This is a genomic window from Paenibacillus sp. P3E, from assembly GCF_001909045.1.
Classification (GTDB): domain Bacteria; phylum Bacillota; class Bacilli; order Paenibacillales; family Paenibacillaceae; genus Paenibacillus_AQ; species Paenibacillus_AQ helianthi.
In genome coordinates this window covers 1-20,128 of sequence record NZ_LVWH01000014.1, presented here as the reverse complement: position 1 = coordinate 20,128, position 20,128 = coordinate 1, and the positions used below count along the sequence as shown (strand labels likewise).

14 protein-coding genes are annotated in these 20,128 nt (G+C 48.4%); all 14 read right to left on the bottom strand.

Features of this window, described 5'->3' with window-relative positions; all coding sequences use genetic code 11:
* Positions 1-5 precede the first annotated feature (5 nt).
* Entirely contained in the window at positions 6-506 is a 501-nt protein-coding gene (locus A3842_RS03365; protein WP_074087294.1) for a flagellar protein FlgN, read from the bottom strand.
* A 12-nt stretch (positions 507-518) separates the two neighbouring features.
* Positions 519-806: a flagellar biosynthesis anti-sigma factor FlgM gene (flgM, locus tag A3842_RS03360; RefSeq protein ID WP_074087295.1), complete on the bottom strand. Its 288-nt coding sequence runs from the start codon at positions 804-806 to the stop codon at positions 519-521.
* 106 nt (positions 807-912) lie between these two features.
* A complete protein-coding gene (locus A3842_RS03355; RefSeq protein WP_074087439.1) occupies positions 913-1,320 on the bottom strand; it encodes a TIGR03826 family flagellar region protein in 408 nt (135 codons plus the stop codon).
* Positions 1,321-1,490: 170 nt separating this feature from the next.
* Positions 1,491-2,357: a ComFC family protein gene (locus A3842_RS03350; protein WP_074100492.1), complete on the bottom strand. Its 867-nt coding sequence runs from the start codon at positions 2,355-2,357 to the stop codon at positions 1,491-1,493.
* A 5-nt stretch (positions 2,358-2,362) separates the two neighbouring features.
* Positions 2,363-4,306, bottom strand: coding sequence for an ATP-dependent helicase ComFA (locus A3842_RS03345; RefSeq protein ID WP_074100425.1), 1,944 nt, complete (start codon positions 4,304-4,306; stop codon positions 2,363-2,365).
* Positions 4,307-4,411: 105 nt separating this feature from the next.
* Positions 4,412-4,855 carry a glycosyltransferase family 2 protein gene (locus tag A3842_RS03340; protein WP_074087297.1) on the bottom strand — a complete coding sequence of 148 codons (444 nt, stop codon included), beginning with the start codon at positions 4,853-4,855 and terminating at the stop codon, positions 4,412-4,414.
* A gap of 162 nt (positions 4,856-5,017) precedes the next feature.
* Entirely contained in the window at positions 5,018-5,740 is a 723-nt protein-coding gene (locus tag A3842_RS03335) for a response regulator (protein WP_074087298.1), read from the bottom strand.
* A 4-nt stretch (positions 5,741-5,744) separates the two neighbouring features.
* Complete coding sequence (locus A3842_RS03330) at positions 5,745-6,902, bottom strand: sensor histidine kinase (protein WP_074087441.1); 1,158 nt, start codon at positions 6,900-6,902, stop codon at positions 5,745-5,747.
* A gap of 57 nt (positions 6,903-6,959) precedes the next feature.
* Positions 6,960-9,689, bottom strand: a complete 2,730-nt coding sequence (locus A3842_RS03325; RefSeq protein WP_083609457.1) for a stalk domain-containing protein — start codon at positions 9,687-9,689, stop codon at positions 6,960-6,962.
* Between the two features lie 212 nt (positions 9,690-9,901).
* The gene (locus A3842_RS03320; RefSeq protein WP_074100424.1) at positions 9,902-13,939 is read right to left on the bottom strand and encodes an Ig-like domain-containing protein; all 4,038 of its coding nucleotides are present in this window, start codon (positions 13,937-13,939) and stop codon (positions 9,902-9,904) included.
* Positions 13,940-14,200: 261 nt separating this feature from the next.
* On the bottom strand, positions 14,201-15,403 hold the full coding sequence (gene metK, locus A3842_RS03315) for a methionine adenosyltransferase (RefSeq protein WP_074100423.1): 1,203 nt from the start codon (positions 15,401-15,403) through the stop codon (positions 14,201-14,203).
* Between the two features lie 257 nt (positions 15,404-15,660).
* Positions 15,661-15,930, bottom strand: a complete 270-nt coding sequence (locus A3842_RS03310; protein ID WP_074100422.1) for an alpha/beta-type small acid-soluble spore protein — start codon at positions 15,928-15,930, stop codon at positions 15,661-15,663.
* 278 nt (positions 15,931-16,208) lie between these two features.
* Positions 16,209-16,772 carry a hypothetical protein gene (locus A3842_RS03305; RefSeq protein WP_074100490.1) on the bottom strand — a complete coding sequence of 188 codons (564 nt, stop codon included), beginning with the start codon at positions 16,770-16,772 and terminating at the stop codon, positions 16,209-16,211.
* 101 nt (positions 16,773-16,873) lie between these two features.
* The gene (locus tag A3842_RS03300; protein WP_074100421.1) at positions 16,874-19,765 is read right to left on the bottom strand and encodes a beta strand repeat-containing protein; all 2,892 of its coding nucleotides are present in this window, start codon (positions 19,763-19,765) and stop codon (positions 16,874-16,876) included.
* Positions 19,766-20,128: the final 363 nt, after the last annotated feature.

Genomic DNA, 20,128 nt, shown 5'->3' with positions numbered 1-20,128 from the left:
TAAGTCTATCCGCGTGCGTCAAAAAGACCCGGCCGGGTGGAGCCACTGCCCTTGTCGGACGGATGATGGTAAGTAAAATCCTGGTTCGGTCTTCCGACGAGCAAATCCAGGGAATAATCTATAAAGGTAAGCGACTGCTCAATCAGCTTCTGATTCAGCTCATTGGCCTGCTTCAAGCGGCGTAGTGTGCCTGAAAGCTTCTGCTGAATATGCAGCAGCCGCGACTTGTCTTCAGGATCAAATACAAGACGTGAGAGCTCAGAGAGGTTCAGGTTCAGGTTGGAACGAATCCCGACCCCCTGCAGAAAAGCATATGCGGCCTGCGCACGCTGCTCTTCGAGCTGCTCAATTAGCTTCATTAGCTTGGATTCCCGGTTCAGGATGTCAATCAGACCATCCACCTTGTTATCCATAATCGTCTGTTTCTTAAAAGCGGCCAGATCCAGCATTTGAATATGCGCTTCGTCCAGCCGCTCAAGCAATTCCAGCAATGTTGTCAATGGCATGGGTGTCTTCACCTAATTCTCGGAGGATTGCTTAAAGTAGGGGGCGAGTGTGGCTGCGAGCTTGGCTGCATCAACTTGGTAGGTACCTGCGGAAACTTGCTGTTTCAAGCTTTCAATCTTGCTTGCACGTTCGTCGTCAACTTCTCCGCTTTTCTGTGCCTGTAATAGCTTTATCGCTTCATCTGAGATCGAAACCTCATCCTTGCGTGTGCTTTTCTTCAGTTGTTCCTGTCTAGGCGATTCCGCGCTGCGTTGATACGGGTTAATCGCATTAATACGTCCGGTCTCGTTAATTTTCATAACTTCCACCTTCCTTTTAATATAAAAAAGCCGATAATCTTTACTAAGTTTATCGGCCATCTTTGAAACATTCTTTATACCTGCAAGCGTTATTTTGCAGATTTAATTATTCACGCATCTTGTCGACGGCCCGGTATGCGCCTTCCCCAGATTTTTTAGAGGGTTCTGCAGGAGCAACTTCCTTCACTACATTGGTCAGATCTTTGCGTAAACGGCTGCGGCAGCTGTCGCACATATGGCCTTCCCGGATTAAGGTTCCGCAGACCTCACAAGGGTACATCATATTCGGCGCATTCGCGATAGAAATCCGGCCTTCCCGAATAAAACGGGTAATCTCCTTAATCGGAATTTCCGTTGCATCGGACAGCTCCTGAATGTTAGTGCCTCTGTTTTCGCGTAAATAACTTACGCAGGTCTCATATTGATGCTCCAAATCCTTAATACAGGGCTGGCACAGGTCCATAATATTTTTGACGTATAACCGGCCGCACCGTGGACAATTGTCTAGATTCATTTTCAGCAGCGGCTCCCTTCCATACATTTTGTGCAGCGTATAATATCTTATGCTCCTAGATTACATGATTGCAGAAGCTTCGTCTATCATTAGTATCGGCTATTGAGGTGCAATGTGTTTATATTAGTTTTACAAATAAATACTGAAACATTGCTTAGATTAAGGCAGAATCACGAACGTGCCCAGGTCAAACTGTAAATATCCGCTGTACAGCCTAGGCTGCCGGTCAATACATGAATAGTTTCCGCGCAGGCCCGGATCGTACTTCCTGTTGTGTAAATATCATCGATAATGATGATTTGCAGAGGCTGTGACTGAGTCTGAAGTCCGGCTGACTCAAGCCAATAGACAAACTCTGCGCGAATAGCAGGATCCGGGTTGGCTGCAAAAGCATGCTTCATATCCGCCAGCCGTTCGGCGCGGCTTTTGAAACTCTGTTTACCGGTATGATGGGTGCGGACCAGCAGCGGCAGCTGGGGAATCCTTCTGTACCGGGACAGAACGTCCGCCAGACGCTCAGCCTGATTGAACCCGCGTTCAGCCAGCCGGGCGTCACTTACCGGAACCGGGACCAGCAGATCCGCCTGCCATAAGCTGGCACGACTGATGCGCTTGAATTTGCCTTTGATAGCAGGAAACTTCGAATGGATTTGCCGGGAACCTTCACCGCGCAGCTGCCCCCGCTCTGCTTGGAGAACCGTATATGCCCGATCCAGCATCAGACCGAGTACAGGGGCCAGACGTTCGTTCCCCCTATATTTATACTGGCCCAGAACCTCACGCATCACACTTGTGTAAGCTACCGCACTGCGGTTGCAGACTATTGGACCCGTGTCCCCGCTGCGGCTGCAATCCGGACAGCCCACATGGCGGCCGCATTTAGAGCAGCGCGGATTACGAATCCAAGGGATGGAGGTCTGGCAACTTTTGCAAACTTCTGGAATCTCTGATGATAATTGAGTTTTTTTACCACAAATAAGACAGTCCGAGGCGGAAGGAGCAAGCAGTGACTTGGCTACTTGGAACCATGTGCTCATCAAGATTATAACCCCGCTCCCTTGCTTATGTACCCTTGTCTGCGGGCGATGGTATTCATCGTTCGGATCTGTGCGACTGCTCCCCGTTGTGATTTCGTCCATTGCGGAGAGAAAAACAAAACGGTTCCTGCCGGATCTTCTTTGGAGCGCCCAGCTCTTCCAGCCATCTGCACCAGTGAGGCTTCATCAAATAGGCTGCTGTCCGCATCCAGTATAAAAACATCACTGCGGGGAACGGTAACTCCCCGTTCGAGGATTGTCGTGGTAACTAGAAGTGAGATTGCGCGGCTGCGGAAAGCCTCAACCTTCTCCGCTCTTGCCGGGTCCCGGGAAGAGGTGCCCTCCATTGCTGCTCCGGGAAAGTCCTGGCGGAGAAGAATCAGTAATCCTTCGATGTGGGCTATTCGCGACACAAACAGAAAAATTTGTGCCTTACGCGTAAAGGACCTGCGAAGTGCCTGCAGCAGATTTCCGGGCAGCGCTCCCCGCTTCAGGCATACGCGGACGGAAGACATCCCAACATGCCGGGGCACCGGCAGCGGATGACCATGAAAACGGACAGGTACCCTGGCATGAGGTAGCTTGCCTGCGTGGGCTAAACGCTGCAAATCCGTTGGCGGTGTAGCTGACAGGTAGATGAACGAACCCCCTGGCTTGCAAGCATGCTCTGCCGCATAGGCCAGCATAGGATCGTTGTGGTAAGGAAAGGCATCGAGCTCATCGATGATGACAAGGTCAAAGCTCTGGTAGAAGCGCAGCAGCTGGTGGGTTGTGGCCAGAGTCAGCTGGCCGTGGGTCCAGCGGTCTGCGCTGCCGCCGTACAGCACGGCGAGCGTCTCCGCCGGGAACGCCTTGGCGAGCCGCGGCGCCAGCTCCAGCACGACGTCGCGCCGCGGCGTGGCGACGAGCGCACGGCCTCCGGCAGCGAGCACGGCCGCAAGGAGCGGGAACGTGATCTCCGTTTTCCCCGCTCCCGTGACAGCCCAGAGCAGGAACCGCTCTGGGCTCCGGGCGGCGGAGCGCTGCCGCGGCTCCGCCAGGAACCCCAGCGCAGCGCCGGCGGCCCCCGCCTGCGCCGCGCTAAGCCCCCACCTGCGTGCCGCCACGGTGGGGGAAGCCCCGGCCGTGCACCGCACGGCCGGAGAGGCCGCGCTGCGCAGCAGCAGCGCGCAAGCCCGGCTGCGCCCGAGTGCGAGGCAGGCCTCGCAATAGGCGCAGCCTGTAAGGCCGCACGCGGCGCAGGCCGTGCGGCCCGTGGGGGCGCTGCCGCAGCGCAGGCAGCGCTCTTCCGCGCGGCGGGCACCCGCGCCGCGCCGGAGCAGGCGCAGCTGCGGCAGGCGGAGCGCCGCAGTGCGCAGGAGGCGGCCGGTGACCGCAGGGAACCGGCCTGCGCCAACAGCGGCCTCCACGCTCAGCCGCCCCTGCAAATGGCAGAGCTGAACAGCCGCCCGCCACTGTCCAGCCAATCCTGGAAGCTGCTCCTCCAGGAGCGCTTCGACTTCAGGCTGGAGTAATGAACGGCCATCCAGTACCTGCATCAACTGCTCTGCCGCAGCTCCAAGAACATCCGCGCATATGCTTTTTTCACAACCTATAGCTGATCTGTAGTTTTCATCAACTTCCGTATAGAGTCCGCCCACATTCCAGCTGCCGCCGCCTCTTCTCTCCACGTCAATTTCAGCTCTGAGCACCTCAGCCATATATCTCCCCCAGTCTTCCTCCTGCCATTGCCGCGCTGCCCGTGAGGAATCCCAGTGCTCCCTCAGCTTCACCGCCCAACCGAGAGGAAGCGCCGAAGAGAGGAGCACCAGCTTGTCCGCAGCCCTATTATTCCATCCATCCCTTTCTCCCCTGGTACCGCTCCACCATATCCTGTCAACATTCATATGGAGTGAGACCCACAGACTCCAGTCTCCTTCAAGCTCTACCGCATATACTGCTGCCTGCACCTGCTACACCTCCTAAAATTTGTTTGGACAACACAAAAAAGCACACTCCCCCATTTCTGAAGAGTGTGCTTCACCCGTTTCCTGCTTTGCTTGCATATGTTATGATTATTCGCCTCGCTTTGATCTGCATCCCCTGCTCCACGGTATTTGCAGAAAAGGCAGCGGCACCGATTGTCCGGTCCCCCGTAAATCCACTACGATTCCAGATTGAAGGTTTAGATCCGATTCAAAGGCACAGACCGGCATAGCCGGAACAAATTCCAGGGCGGAACCGTTCTGGGCAAGCCGAGTAGCTACGTCCAACGTTGCATCATTGGATCCGTCATCCATCAAGGTTACCTGCAGCATCTTTCCGCTTAGTAATGAATGGAGGGTCAGCGCTCTGATATACCATTCCACTACATATTCATGATTACGGGTAATGAGAATGTAATGAAGCCGTTTGCCAGACTGGCTGCCCTGCCGGGATTGCTCCCGTTTACTCAGCATATGAACCAACACTACCGCAAAAACATAGATGGCCGCAATCCATATTAACTGGGCTACCATGGAGATACACCTCCTCTTATACCGACAATATATGCCGGTGATAAAAGGTCGGTGACTGCCCAGAGCAGACTGCATTTCCTTCAAATAATGCTGCAGACTCAACCAATACTTTGACTGCAGCAGAGCAGCTACAATCATTATATGTAAAAGTTTAACCTACCACTACAGGGTTACCCACCCATATTTAATCGAATTGATAACAGCCTGTGTTCGATCGTCAACTTCCATTTTTTGGAGAATACTACTCACATGGTTCTTGACGGTTTTTTCGCTGATAAACAGATATTCACCAATCATCTTGTTGCTCTTGCCTTCAGCCATCAGCCGAAGCACTTCTGCTTCACGCCGGGTCAGCGGATTATTATCGCCTGCAACAAATTTGACACCAGCCTCTTTAACCGCAGTTTCAGCAATAGCTCCTGTTTCATTGAGGTATGTCATACGGCGCAGCTGGTTGATGAGCTTGCCCGTAACCTTTGGATGAATGAAGGCATGGCCTTCACAGACTGAACGGATCGCATTAATAAGCGATTCCGCCTCCATATCCTTCAGCAAATAGCCATTGGCACCCTTGCGCAGGGTTTCAAATACATAACTTTCATCATCATGAATCGATAAAATAATAACTTTGACATCCGGGAACATTTCCCGCAGTTTTTGAGTGGCTTCCACACCATTTTCAATCGGCATATTGATGTCCATCAGTACGATATCAGGTTTGGTTTCATTGCAGAATTCAAGTACCTGAATACCGTCACCACATTCCCCTATGACCTCAATATCTTCCTCCATATTTAAAATCCGCTTAAGCCCTTCACGAAACAACTGATGATCATCGGCCAAAAGAACTTTAATGGGCGACTTGCCAGGATTCTGGTTTTCCATCACATTACTCCTTCCCTTTTTCCACATTCGTCGGAATGTGAATTACGATTGTTGTGCCCTGATTCTCAGCTGACAGTATTTCCATTCTTCCTTCGAGCAGTTCCACGCGTTCACGCATGCCGACCAACCCAAAACTTTCACGATTTGCCTGTTCACTGATTTTTTTTACATTGAAGCCTAATCCATTATCCTTCACGACAATCTTGATCAGCTGTGCCTGATAGGTGATCTCCACCAATACGTAGCTTGGAAAAGCATGCTTGGCCGCATTCGACAATGCCTCCTGGACCAGACGGTATACGGCTGCCTCCATAGCTGAAGACAGCCGGTGCTCCTTGCCCCTCGTTTCAAAGGAGGTGCGGATCTTTGTCTTTTCCTCATAATCATGTACGTATTTTCGAAGTGTCGGAATCAGACCCAAATCATCGAGCGCCATCGGACGCAGATTAAAAATCACCTTACGCATTTCTTCCAGACTGTATCTTACCTGCCCTTTCAAGTCTATTACTTCGTCCTGTACCAGCCCGAATTCCTGCTTTACCAGCATTCTTTCTACAATTTCCGTCCTTAGGACTAGATTCGCCAGCATTTGAGCGGGACCGTCATGAATTTCCCGGGCAATTCTTTTCCGTTCCTCTTCCTGAGCCAGGATTATTTTGAGTCCAATCATCTGACGGTTCTTCGCAGATTCGACAATCCTGGTCACTTGTCCTAGTTCCCCGGATAGATATTCCAAAACAACACTCATTTGCGAACCAATAGATTCTGCCCGCTCTACCGAATTTTCGACACTGCGGACCCGCAGCTGCAGCTCGTCTCGCCTGCTCCGAAGATAGACTTCCCTCTCTCTGGTCATCATGAGCTCAAGCTGAAGCTCTGTTGCTTTCTCGTACGCGATCCGGATATCCTTCTCGGAGTAACGGACAAAGTCCCGGCTGACCTCTGTCAGCCGGATACGGGAGCGGTGGTACTGCAGCTCCAGCTTGTCTACCTTTTGCAATGTTTCATCCGTTTCATCTATGACCCGCTGCAGTTCTTTGGTGAGTGCAACAAGCTCATCCCGTGCAACCTGCAATATTTCAAATATCTGATACTTGCTGCTCTCCATCACGTCGATGGTATTCTTAATGACGCGATCTATCGCATCGGCTTGAAATTCCACGGATGCTGCCCCATTTCTATCGGATCGTATTAAAGGCTTTCCTTTAATATTACCATATCACGATTCGATAGTTACGGTCTTCGTTTTCTGTTCCCATTTTACGGTCAATCCCAGTTGTTCTGAAACTAATCTGAGCGGTACTAAAGTCCTGCCTTGTAGGATTAAAGGCGCTACTTCAGCACTTTGGCGTTTACCGTTCAATACAAATTCCTTCATGTTTACGGTCAGATCAAGCGCCTTGGCCCCACGCAGCACCAGAATCCCTTTGGTGTTCTTATCCCATGAGGCACTCCCGCCAAATGCATCCATAACTACCTTTATCGGCACGTAGGTGCTTCCATTTTTGACAATCGGAGCCACATCAATCGGTTTCTTCACACCGTTTAGTGTAATAGACTTGGACCCGATGCTCATCGCAGCAGTTCCCTTCGGAAGTCCGGCTTCACTCGATAGGGAAGGCATGACGAATGACAGATTGTCAAAAGCAACCGTGCCTGTCTTGGCCCGTTCATCCTGGCCTTCCTCCACATTCACCACATACAGACGCTTCAATGATGCCGGGAACTTGATGCCGGAACCTGACAAATCAATATTGAGGTTTTTCCAGCCGTTCCAGTCGATCACTTTGGCCAGATCGATGTAGGAAATAGCTCCGCTTCCATCCACCACTTCTGCCCGCAGCCAGTTAAGGCTCATATCCCCCATTACATCAAGTGACATCGATGTTGCCGCTGCCGGTATGCTTTTGCCACTGCTTCCATTAAGCTGGGCATATGCGTACATTTTGCCGCTGCCCGCAGTCATATCATAGCTGAGTGACAGCACTTTGGAGCCCGCTTTTTCAGCGCTTCCCGCCATAACTGCCGCAGTTCCGGTCACACTGCTCACATTGGATGTGAATGCGATAGGATAACTAACATTTTCAAAATCCTCCCACGGGGTTGCAGTTGCTGCTGACAAGACAACTGCAGTGCTGAATCCGTCATAACGAGCAATAGCATATCCTGTCGTAACACCAGGGTCCACGGAATCAACCGTAAGTTTGCCGTCCACCACACTGCCCTTAAAGCCTATCAGCTCCCAGTTCAGTGATGCTGGCGGAACGGTAAGCGAAGAACCATTTTGGGCTACAGCTGTCACAGGTACAGACACTGACGCCCCGGCTGTGAGTGGCGCGGTTGCTGTTCCTACCGTTAGGCTTGAGAGGTTCTCTCCACCTAGTACCGTAACCTTGGTCGAGGCAGTGGCAGCCCCGCTTGCGGCTGTCAATGTAGCGGTGCCTGCTTTGACAGCAGTAGCTTCCCCGCCGCTTATGGTTACACTGCCGTTACTTGAAGTCCAGGAAGGATTGCCCGAAGCCACATCGATTGGATTGTAGTACGTATCATAGCCTTTTAAAGAATAGCTTGCCTTTTGTCCGATCAGCATTGCCGAACTGCCGCTAATTTTGATCCCTTTCACTTCCCCTTGCGGAGCCGAGGTATACACACCCACCCCGTTGACAATACTCCTCTGCTCGGTACCATACTCGGTGTTGAAGGTCAGGGTCGTCGAGGTTTCGGCAAGCGGCCGGTCAACCATGGTTGTAGAACCGCCCCCGTCCAGATTCAATCCTTTCCAGACACCGATATTTGTCATAAAGGATTGCAGCTCAGTCAGCGACATCCCCGCACTATTGGCATTGTCTTCGACTGCAATTACGTATACATACCGTCCATCCTGTGAGTAGCCCAGCGCTGTTCGTGCACGATAGCCTCCGATACTGGAGGTGGAGCGGGAAAACGTAGCCGCTTGGCCGTTATTCACCAGAATGGTATGCCCGCCAATCATCATCTGCAGACTGGCTGGATCAAGTTCCTGCTTCGTAGTTTTGGAACGTAGGGTGTAGACACTGCTCAGCTTTTGTCCTACAACCAGATGAGCTTTAACGAACTGGGCTCCCAGCCCGTGTGTCCGCAGGATGTAGGCTCCCTTTGGAACCGCCATGGGCAAAGCTTTGTCCGCTGAAATCTGGGTAATGATATCGTTTTCCACAAGCACCTCGGTAGGTGTAGTCGAGCTGTTCTTTGGCCGGTCCAGAGCCGTCCAGGCATCTGTATAGATATACGCTGCGTTGGCATGACTATAAGTCGAGCTGCCGCCCTCCGGGCTGTATGCACCTTTATTGATACCAGACAATGGGAATTGGGCTCCGTCCTCCGCGGTAACGAGTCCTTCGAATGAATACTCATCAATCACGGGTTTGCGGTCTTTGGTAACAGCAAAAGCGTACATTCCGTCAAGCTGTGAAGGTGTGGATACAACAACTCCGCCGGACACCTGCCCACCGATGGGTGCACCTTCACCGCCTGTATTGAAATAGTCTCCGTTAACCGCGGCTACTGCCCCTGTCTCCGCAGCCATGCCTCCGGTGCTTTGCCGCGTAGTCAAATGGCCGCCCTTGCCGGTCATGACATCGAGGGATACGTAAGCATTACTAAGATCGATGCGGATAACATCCGCAAGACCGCTGGCTGCTTTCCCGGAACGGGCAGTTGTGTATTTATATTTCATCATAATAGCGCCTGAAGTAATAACCTCTTCACCCAGCTTGGTAACGGCAAAGGAGGAGGCTGCCTCCGCGATCGGTGCCGGTCCTGAACTAAATTGCGGCATACCTTCAATGCCTAGGACGGGCATGATCCACAGTACTCCTGCCAATGAAGCCGCAATCCACTTTTTGGCTGGCTGCTTCTTCATTTCCTGCAACTGCTCTCTACTCTTCTTCCCCATGAAAACTTCATTCATTTCAGCGTAACTCTCCCATCTCTTTTTTAAATATCAAGAATCTTTCAAAGGCTGGGAACACATTCCTAGTTTCCCGCTACCCTTTAATAGACTGATTTTAAGAGGAAAAGTTGCGAATATTGCTAGATTTAAGCTAAATCCTCTTCTTCTTGGAACAGCACAGAGAATGCAAAAAAAGCCCCGCAAAAGCGGGGCCTTAAGTATATTTGATTTTACAGATATCCTGCCATGGTCAACATCCGTTGCAGCATAACGGCAGCTTGGGCACGTGTGGCATTACCCTGAGGCTGAAATTTGGTGGTAGTCATTCCCAGAATAATTCCTTGCTGTACAGCCTTAGCCACAAATTCAGCAGCCTGACTTTGAATGCTGGAACGATCCTTGAATGCCGCCAAAGCGGAAGCGGAGTTTCCATTCAGGGTTATCGGATGCCCGGTATACTCCATAGCCCGGATCATCATAATTGCCATTTGCTCACGGGTGATATTATCACTCGGACGGAACGTAGCATCCGTATTTCCGGTAATAATCCCAGCTTTGGCGGCTGCGCCAATATAATCGCCTGTCTGGGTTGAAGGCTGTACATCTCTGAAGCGCTGTGCCGTCTCCCGGTCTCCCAGCAGCCCCAGTCCCCGGCTGAGCATAATAGCAAACTCAGACCGTGTAATCTTCTGCTCCGGCATAAAAGCACTGCCATAGCTGCTGTCGATAATATTCTTAGCGGCTAATTGAGAAACGATCGCTTTGCTCCAATGACTGCTCATGTCGGAAAAACTCCGGGTCGAGAGGAATGTACCGACTACCTGATTGCCGGTTGTGCTGGCTTTGATCACTGTATAACTGCCCGCTGCGCTGATTTTGGTTGGGAGATAGGTAGCATCATAGTATGCAAGATCCAATCTGGCAGCCGAAGTCTGGTCACCGTTCAGCGTAGCAGTTGTACGCACTGTATATTCAGCAGGTACACTCAACGCAGTAGTGCTGGTGTAATTTCCGTTAACCGCAGCACTTAGGCGGATATCCATAAGTCCGGTTATGGTCCGAAGCCCCTGTGTCTGTAGCTTTTGCTCAAATGGTGTAAAGGTGCCGGCAGGGACCTTCTCCAGCCGCAAAACAAGTGAGATATTGTTGCTGTCGGCAATCAATGTCGCGGCAAGACTGTTCATATTCACGTTACTTAGCCCAAGACTGTATAGATGGTCACCATAACGGACCAGAAATACCGCCTTGCTGTCACGGTTCACTGCATCCAGCAGAGGTTTGAGTGGTACACTCACATAGGCTGACGATTCCGTTGAAGGAACCTCAAAAGCCACTGCGGAACTGCCGAGTTTGTATACAAAATCATAACTGGCCTTTAGGCGGTCAGCGGTCAGGTTATATCTTTTTGCAGATTGGCTGTACACCGAACGGTCATCTACCGTTGTAGAGGAGTCGCTTTTGAGCAAAGGATATTCTTTTCCAAACTCACTGGCTGCCAAGATCCCCAGATAAGAGGGGCTGCCTGCTATTGAGGAATTTCCTGTAATCCCCGTCAGATTTTGTACCGTAAGTGCGCTAAAGGAAGATAAGGTAGTCCCACTTTGATCCGAGATAGTACCTGAACTAGACATATAGGATACATCCACCGCTTGACCTGTCTTTGCCACGCTGGACAGCACCAATTTGAGTGTATTGCCGGACATGTAATAGCTCTGCACACCAATACTGCTGCCGTCAAATCTTACAGCAAATTGATTTGCGTTCAGTGTTGAAGAGGCCTGCATGGTTTTGCTGAAGGTCAAAGTCAGCTCGTCCCCTGTAATGGTTGCTGAACTGATATTAGGGACTGTAGTACCGCTTGAACCCGAAACGCTCACCGGCTGAAGGTTAAGATATGGCGCACGGTTGCCGTTCAGATCGCTGATTCCTGTTGTTCCTGGTACGTACGAGACTGTAGTCGGCTGATTCACTGCCAGCGCACTCTGCAGCTTTAAGGTGACTTGCGCTCCACTAACATCCACGCCCGTAACGTAGTTCGGTGTACTGCCTACCAGAACGGAAAACTGGCTGTTCATTGGAAGACTGGTTGAAGATAATCCCTCGTTATAGGTCAGTACAATTTTGTTGCCTGAACCGGTCGCACTCTGAAACGCTGGTGCAACCGTGTCCCCACTATTGCGGATATAGACATCGCTGAAATTCGCTACATTCTGTCCATTCATATCCTGCACCGGATAAGAGCCCGCAGAATAAGACACACGGATAATCTGGGTATTTGTCGCTGCATTATTCAAGCTCAAGTAAACCGTTGCCCCACTGGAGGTAATCGTGTTCACCCCAAGAGAAGAGCCATCTGCATAAACATTGAACTGGCTGTAAGCATTAGAATTGGCTGCTTTTAGAGTATCATTAAAATTTAGCAAAACAGTTTTTCCGGTAAGTATTCCGTCTTTAAGATTCGTTAAAGCGGATTGGACTCCATTGGTAACCTGACGCTGGGAGAAGGTACTGGCAACATTCCCGCTCAAATCCTGAATGGTCCGAAGTCCTCCTGTATAGCTGATCTTGATAACCTGGCCTACAGCAACTCCTGTACTGAGCGTGATGTAGATACTGTCTCCCTGAATGGAGATGCCATCAATCGCACGCTTCTCATCGTTAACAGTCACGACAAAGCTTGAAGGCAGCAGCGACGCATCAGTTTTTAGTATTTCATCATATTTCAAACGGATGGTGCGGGTATTATCCAGTTGTGCAAGCGCGAGCACGGGAGCTGTCTTGTCCAGCGAATAAGTCTGAAAGCTCCAGGCATTTTTGCCACTTAGTCCGCCATAGATAACCTGACTATTGTTAGCATCCACAAAAGCGCCATTGGCAATATCCAAGTAGTACGTCGTATTATTCTCAAATGCCGCGGCTGGGGTTACGATAAACTCTTTGGCCGTAGCACCTGCCGATAGGTTTGAATTCAGTTTTGTACCATCCCCCTTATAAAGGGTTACCGGATTTGCCACCGCATTGTTCTGTACAACATTCCTGTTAAATGTAATTTTGATAGTTGGGTTAAGTCCTACAGCTTCGCTGCGGTCTACTGGAGTAAGGGACTCGATACCAAACCCCGTGATCTCACTTGTGGTATAGCTCCATGTAAGTGGCCCGGAAGCAGGGAATAAATTGCCGTCCTGATCATAAAAGGCTCCTTGCGGCACAGAAACGGTATACATGGTTTTCTCCAGCAACATGTTCGCAGGCGAGGCCGCATCTACTGTGATGGTTCGCGTACCGCCTCCTGTAACCGCTGTAGAATTGACATTAAAATATCTTGTACTTCCTGCACTGTTGTTAACAGGTGTCAATGAGATTGCGCCTGTATTGGGCATCATCGGCCGGTCAAAATTCAGTTGGATATCACTTGCAGGATGAATACCAGTAGAACCTCCAGCAGGTGAAACGGTTCCCCCTACTCCATTGCTTTTGGCCGTAAAGCTCCATACGCTGCCGCTGGATATCCCGGAAAAGGTGCGGTTATCGTCATCTTTGAGTGCATAGTTGTCGATCAGTACATAATAAGTACCGCCTGGCGTCAGTCTACTGGCCAAGGTCATACTTACATTAGTGGTAGTGCCATCGCTTTGCACATTTACATAGGGTTCTCCGTCTCTGAATTTGAACTCCTGAATAAGTGTATTGTCGGCTGAAGAGATGAGCTTTGCGGACCCTCCGCCTTTTTGCAGCTTCTTGTTGAGCTTGAAGTTCAATTGGTTCAGTGTTGTAGAATCAGGCCGTGAGTTGTTCACTGGTGAGAATTCAGTAATAGACACGGCGGCACTAACTTCAGGAGAAGTGGTGAATGTCCAGTTTGTCGCCGATGATTCCGCTCCCGAGCTATCTTTAAATAGCCCCCTCGGAAGTGATACATTATAGCTTTTGTTGGCTTCAAGCGGCTTATTAGGCCCCCATTTGATTTCAAAGTAATTAGAGGTTCCGACCAATCCGAGACTCCCTACGGGAATAGTAGCAAAAGGTGTACCTGCCTGGGTAATTGTGATATCTCCGCTCTGCGGAGTCACTACATGGTCAAAACTCAGTTTGATCGATGAGCCTATGTTGATGTTCGTCTCCCCTGCAGCAGGTGAAGTTGCAGACAACCCGAACTCACTTGCGGCGAATACCGGCGATGTCCCAAGTCCTAGTGAAGGAGAGACCGTCCCCAAGAGTAATTCCCCTGCCAGAATGAGTGCTGCCCATATGGTAACTTTTCTTTTCATGTGGTGATAGACTCCTCTCAAGCCATACATTCGTTTTTACATATATTCTTATATTTCGGCTACAAGGCTTCCAAAGTTTAGAAGACTTCCAGGATGGGATAGAGGGGAATACAAACCATTACATTTCCAGGCGCACAAAAAAGCCCGCAGCAGCTGGCTCTAATGATCAAAGCGCTGTCCTGCGGGCGAGCATATAATAAGGAAGAAACTCGTTATATCAGAGCAATATGCATGCCCAGTGTTGTGAAAATCACCTGTATCTTATAGTCCTGCCTGAGTCTTCAGCATTTGGGCTTTGTCTACCCGTTCCCATGGAAGGTCAATATCCGTACGTCCAAAATGGCCATACGCTGCGGTTTGTCTATAGATAGGCTTACGCAGATCCAGCATTGAAATGATTCCGGCTGGACGAAGATCAAAATTGCTGCTAATCAGCTCGGCAAGCTTTTCTTCACTGATTTTACCTGTTCCGTATGTATCCACATTAATCGAGACAGGATTAGCTACCCCAATGGCATAAGCCAATTGAATCTCACATTTGTCAGCCAAGCCGGCAGCAACCAGATTCTTAGCCACGTAACGGGCTGCATAAGCCGCAGAACGGTCAACTTTCGTCGGATCCTTCCCTGAGAACGCACCACCGCCATGACGGGCATAACCGCCATAGGTGTCGACGATAATCTTACGTCCGGTCAGACCTGCATCGCCTTGTGGACCACCAATGACAAAACGTCCTGTCGGATTAATAAAGTACTTCGTGTTTTCATCAAGCAGATCAGCCGGAACTACGGGCAGAATCACATATTCCTTAATATCAGCCTGAATCTGTTCAAGCGAGATTTCTTCCGCATGCTGTGTAGAGACTACTATGGTGTCCACTCGAACCGGTCTATCATTGTCGTATTCAATGGTTACCTGTGTTTTGCCGTCGGGACGCAAATACTCCAAGGTACCATCCTTACGGACCTCAGACAAGCGGCGGGCAATACGGTGAGACAATGCAATGGGCAGCGGCATTAATTCAGGAGTTTCATTGGTAGCAAAACCAAACATCAGTCCTTGATCGCCGGCACCAATATTTGCAGTTTCCTCAGCAACCTGTGCAGGGTCCCGGTTCTCCAGTGCAGCATTGACCCCTTGGGCAATGTCTGCTGACTGTTCATTTAATGAGCTCAAAACGGCACATGTATTATAGTCAAAACCGAATTTCGCACGCGTATAGCCAATTTCCTTGATGGTATTGCGAACAATTGCCGGGATATCCACATATTCCGATTTGGTGCTGATCTCACCAATGACCAATACCAGACCTGTTGCAACAGCAACTTCACAAGCCACACGGGCATTAGGATCATTAGCCAAAAAAGCATCGAGGACCGCATCGGAGATCTGATCGCAGATTTTATCCGGATGTCCCTCGGTTACAGACTCTGAAGTAAACAAATGACGTCCTTTAATAGACAATACAACAACCTCCCATATTGTTTATTTGACACTGTATAAAGAGATTTTTCGTGAATACCAGACTAAATATCTCATAAAAAATAGAATTGGACCAGCCTGTCCACTTCCGTCTAGCATTACTTAATACCCTCGACTCAATAATCATAGTTTTTGTTGAATAAGTTCAAAAAATGAACCTTTTCCGATTGGAAAAGGTTATGGCTTTCCTCAAAAGTCATATTATCTTATTTGCCGGATGGTGTCAATTCAAGCCATTCTTATTTAAAAAGAGACTGCTCGGCCTGCTTCACAAGCCTCTTGGTAATTTCTCCACCAACAGATCCATTGTCTCGGGAAGTAAGATGTCCCAGATAAGAAGATCCATACCCTATGGAACCACCGGTTACACCAAGCTCAGAGGCAAATTCAGTATCTGCTCCCCCGCTAGAAGGAGCACCATATAAACCAAACTCAGAAGCAATTTCGTATTGCATTTGTTTGAGCATTGCCCGGCTTTCGGGTACCACTGTACGATTAGCACGTGCCATAATCAAGCACCTCCTGATGATTGTTAAGAATACAGGAAGTATTATGTGCTTGATCCATAATCCCGAGTCATTTCAATGTTTGTCAGTCGTGGCAATCCGTTCCGAGAGTATGATCGAGCCATCTTTAGGGTATCCTATCTGGTAAGTAAGCCGAAACGGCTTCGCCGTCCTTTACAGTATCCGTTTCAGCGAGAAAAATAAAAATCATTTATTGCGTGAAACATATAAGACCCATATTCTAACAAAAAAAATCATAAAATATGTGTATTCAGTATTGGTTATTTTAATGTATATGTGCCGCGAACCATGACAACCAGACCCAACGTTTGACCGTCTTGGACAGTTATCCCCCGGCCTTCACGTGGAAAAGATAGCAAGTGGTTTGTCGGAGCTGCAGTTCCATTGGCAAGATCTACTCCGTCGGTCAGGTCACCGACGCCATTGCTGTCTTGCGTAGTGATTACTGCCTTTCCGGCACGTACAATAAACTCGGCACCTGCTCCGGCAATCAGGGTTTGACCTGGCTTCACATCGACAATAACATACGCAGTTGAGGTAATCTGGGCCGGTGTGCTTGATGGTCCAGGGGTAGGAGTTTTGCTTGGTGCAGCAGTTGTTGCGGGGGTAGCTGTTGCCACTGGTGCTTGAGTAACAGTTCCACCACCCTGAAGTGCTTTCTGAATTTGCTGGTCCACATAACTTTTGGTTACAACCGGATCATCGGCTGTTCCTGGCTGCGAGCCTACACTTGCTCCTTCGGCAAAAGGATTCATAATGGATCCTGCGACAAGAGTGATACCTAGAACTGCAGTAAGCGCAGAAATTTTTGTTATTTTATTCATACGTCTATAGTTCAGCCCTTTCTCATTCTGATACAAATAACTAAATAAAAAAGCAGAGAGCATCACTGCTCTCTGCCTTAATGTAAAGCTTAGGTGAAATATTATTTCACTGTGATGCTTGTGCCAGTAGTGATTGGGTTAGCGAATGGACTTGGTGATTTAACAACGTCAGTTACAGTATCAGCTGCATTAGAAACTCTAACAGTTAATGTAGCAACCTTGTTCACATCAAACGTTCCATTAGAAGCAGTGGAAGCAGTTTGAATCAGGATATCACCAGCAGTGTAAGTACCACTACCATCAACATCTAGGAACAATTGACCAGTAGCGTCAACCAGTTGTTTGAAGGTAACTACATATTTACCTGCATCAGTACCAGTTCCTGGTGCAAATGTAGCAATGTTTTGAACATTAGATCCAGCTACAGTTACGTTATTGATTACGAATTCGAAGTCATTGTATGTTCCAGCCGTTACTGTGGATACATTTTCACTGAATCCAAGAACAACCAAACCATTGCTGGAGATTGTTGCAGAATTCATAACTGGTGATACATCATCGTTTAGACCCAGACCGGAAACAGCAACCGCATTAGCGATATTTCCAGCTTTGTCTTTAACATTAGTGACATTCAGTGTGTAACCTTCAGTGGATGCGATAGAGCCAGCTGGCAAGTTGATAACTGCAGTAATACCAGTTGCTGCACTTTCAGAAACACCAGAATCCAACACAACTGTTACATAAGCTCCGGATGGAAGTGCTTTACCATTGAGCAAGTAATTGCTTACGTTTTGAACAGATACCAGATCAAGACCGATGTTGTCTTTCATGGTGATCTTAATTTGGTTACCAGCCAAACGATTTGCAGCTGGTACTGGAGTTGCAGTAGTTGCTACTTCTGGTTTGCCGCTATCGGAAGAAGCACCCACAGTAAAGCTCAGAACAGCTGCACCGTTACTGTTTGTTTGAGTGGATTTATCCTTAGCAACGCCATTGTTTACACGCAGAGTGTAAGTACCGGAAGTCAGAGCTGTACTTGTAGTAACACGCAATTGTGTGGAATCATTTGCGTCACCAATAGCTGACACAAGTGTAGGGCTATTAACTACCACACCATTAGCATTGATCAAGCTGAATGCACTAGCGCTACCGGAAGCTGTAACATCTTCACTGAACTTAACAACAATTTCGCCAGTAGCGATTTTGCTAGTGTCATAAGATGCGGATTGAACCACAGGAGCAATTACGTCCTTAGTCAACGTAACAGCATGACTTGTAGTTGTTTTAGCATTACCCAAAGTATCTTGGATTGCGTCTGTAAGGATCAATGTACCAGTGAAAGTACCGGCAGAGTTGAAAGGTACAGTTCCAAGTTCAACATTAAGATTTTTTCCATCAGGTTTGGAGTTCAATACTGTTACAGGGTTTCCGTTACCATCAAGAAGTTTAACTGCACCAGTAATTGGAGCTGCAACATTCTTGTCAAATACAACTTTGATCAAGTTATCGCGTGTTGCTGTTACACTTTGAACTACCGGAGCTACTACGTCAGAGGACACAGCCACAGACAAAGCAGTTGGGTTTGGAGCCAAGAAGTTGCCAGCGAAATCTTTGAAGTTCAAAGCGCTGATTTCATAGGATTTACCAGCAGTCAGAGTTTGACCAGTTGTTACTTTAATTGTTGTAGGAGTGGAACCAGCTTCGGATTTTGCAGCTGTGCCACCTACATATACGATTGCGCCAGTTGGATCAACCGGTTCGGAGAAGGTAAGAGTAACAACGTTTGTTGTTGTCTTAGCTGTTGCACTAGCAGCAGTAAGTACTGGAGCTACGGAATCACTGGAAGTCAAAGTTGCAGTGTAATCAGCAACTGTTGCAGCAGATGTATCTTTTACGCCAGTAACAGTGAATTTGAATGGAGTTCCGGCAGTGATTCCACCAAGGCTCGAATTCAAAGCAGCTGGAGTTGTGATTGTTACAGTTCTCTTATCAGCGCCCAATTCAATGTCAGTTCCGTTTGTTCCTTTAGCAGGAATAGCAAGAGCTTTAGGCATTCCATTGGTTTGGTAAGTATAGTTAGTTACTGTTTCTGCGGAAGTTTCATCCACAGTTCTGTTGAATACTACTTGAATTTGCTTAGCATTCAGAACAGTTACAGTTTTAACTTGTGGAGCAGTCAGTGTAACTGTGTACTTGTAGGAGTAACCGTTGTAAGTGAAACTCACTTCAGTTGCTTTGTCAGCCACAAGAGCTGTAGCCAATTTGATTTCGGCAGTTTTGCCGTCAACAAATGTTACGCTCAAAGTTGAGGCATCCAAAACTTCTACAGTTTTGATTGCAGGAGCTTTAGAGATAGTGTCAACTGCATAAGCTGCTTCTACTACCAAAGAGCGAGTAGCGTTAGCTTTGAAGTTAGTACCTTGAGCAACCAGTCCTGCATTGATAACAGCTTGAGCATAGCCCTTAGCCCATGCGGATGCGGAGTTATCAGTTGTAGCTGGAGTTTCCAGTTTCAGAGCACGGAACAATACAGCCGCTACTTCTTCAACTGTTACTTTACCGTTGTAGTCGAAGATACCTTTAACAGTATCTTTACCTTGCATCAATTTAGCTGCAGAAGCTGCTTCGATGTAAGGAACTGCCCAGTTACTTGCTGTGTAACCTTTGTCTTTGTAAGACAGTTTGCCAGTTACTTCAGTAAGACCGAACAATTTAGTAACGATCTTAGCAAACTCAGCACGAGTCAGATCTTTTTCAAGATGAGCTTTACCGTCTGGATATCCGTTAAGGACACCCTTAGCTGCTAAAGCATCAAATTTTGCTTGTGGAGTTGTTGCAGTTGCAGTTTCACCAAACGCTACAGAGGCAAACATCGAGAATGCCATTGCTGTAGATAATGCTACGGATAAAATTTTCTTCATAACCTTTTTTTCTCCTCCTTGGACGTTCATGAACTGAGATTTTTCTTTAGTTGGGTAGCTCATGTCACTCATTAGCCGATGCACCCCCTTTCCCGAGTTGAGCATATTAAGTATAAATAATGTCTGTGACGGGTATCACAGAAACTTGTAAACAGGTTGAAGACAGAGTAATACTAGATTCCTAATTCTACCTAAGTATTATACAATGTGCCTCAAGTCACGTAAAGCTAATTTTTCCAATCGGCTATGCTCTTCGATATTGCAAATGCCGTTGGTAAATGACTCTACACCTTAAACGCAGATGATTCAGAAAAGTTGCGCTTTGTTCAAAATATTTTTTTAAGGACTGTGACCTGGCATTTTTCCATTAGAAGATACATTATGTATGTTCTACTAACTATTGTTAATGATGGGGGGCTACGGGACTCAGTATAG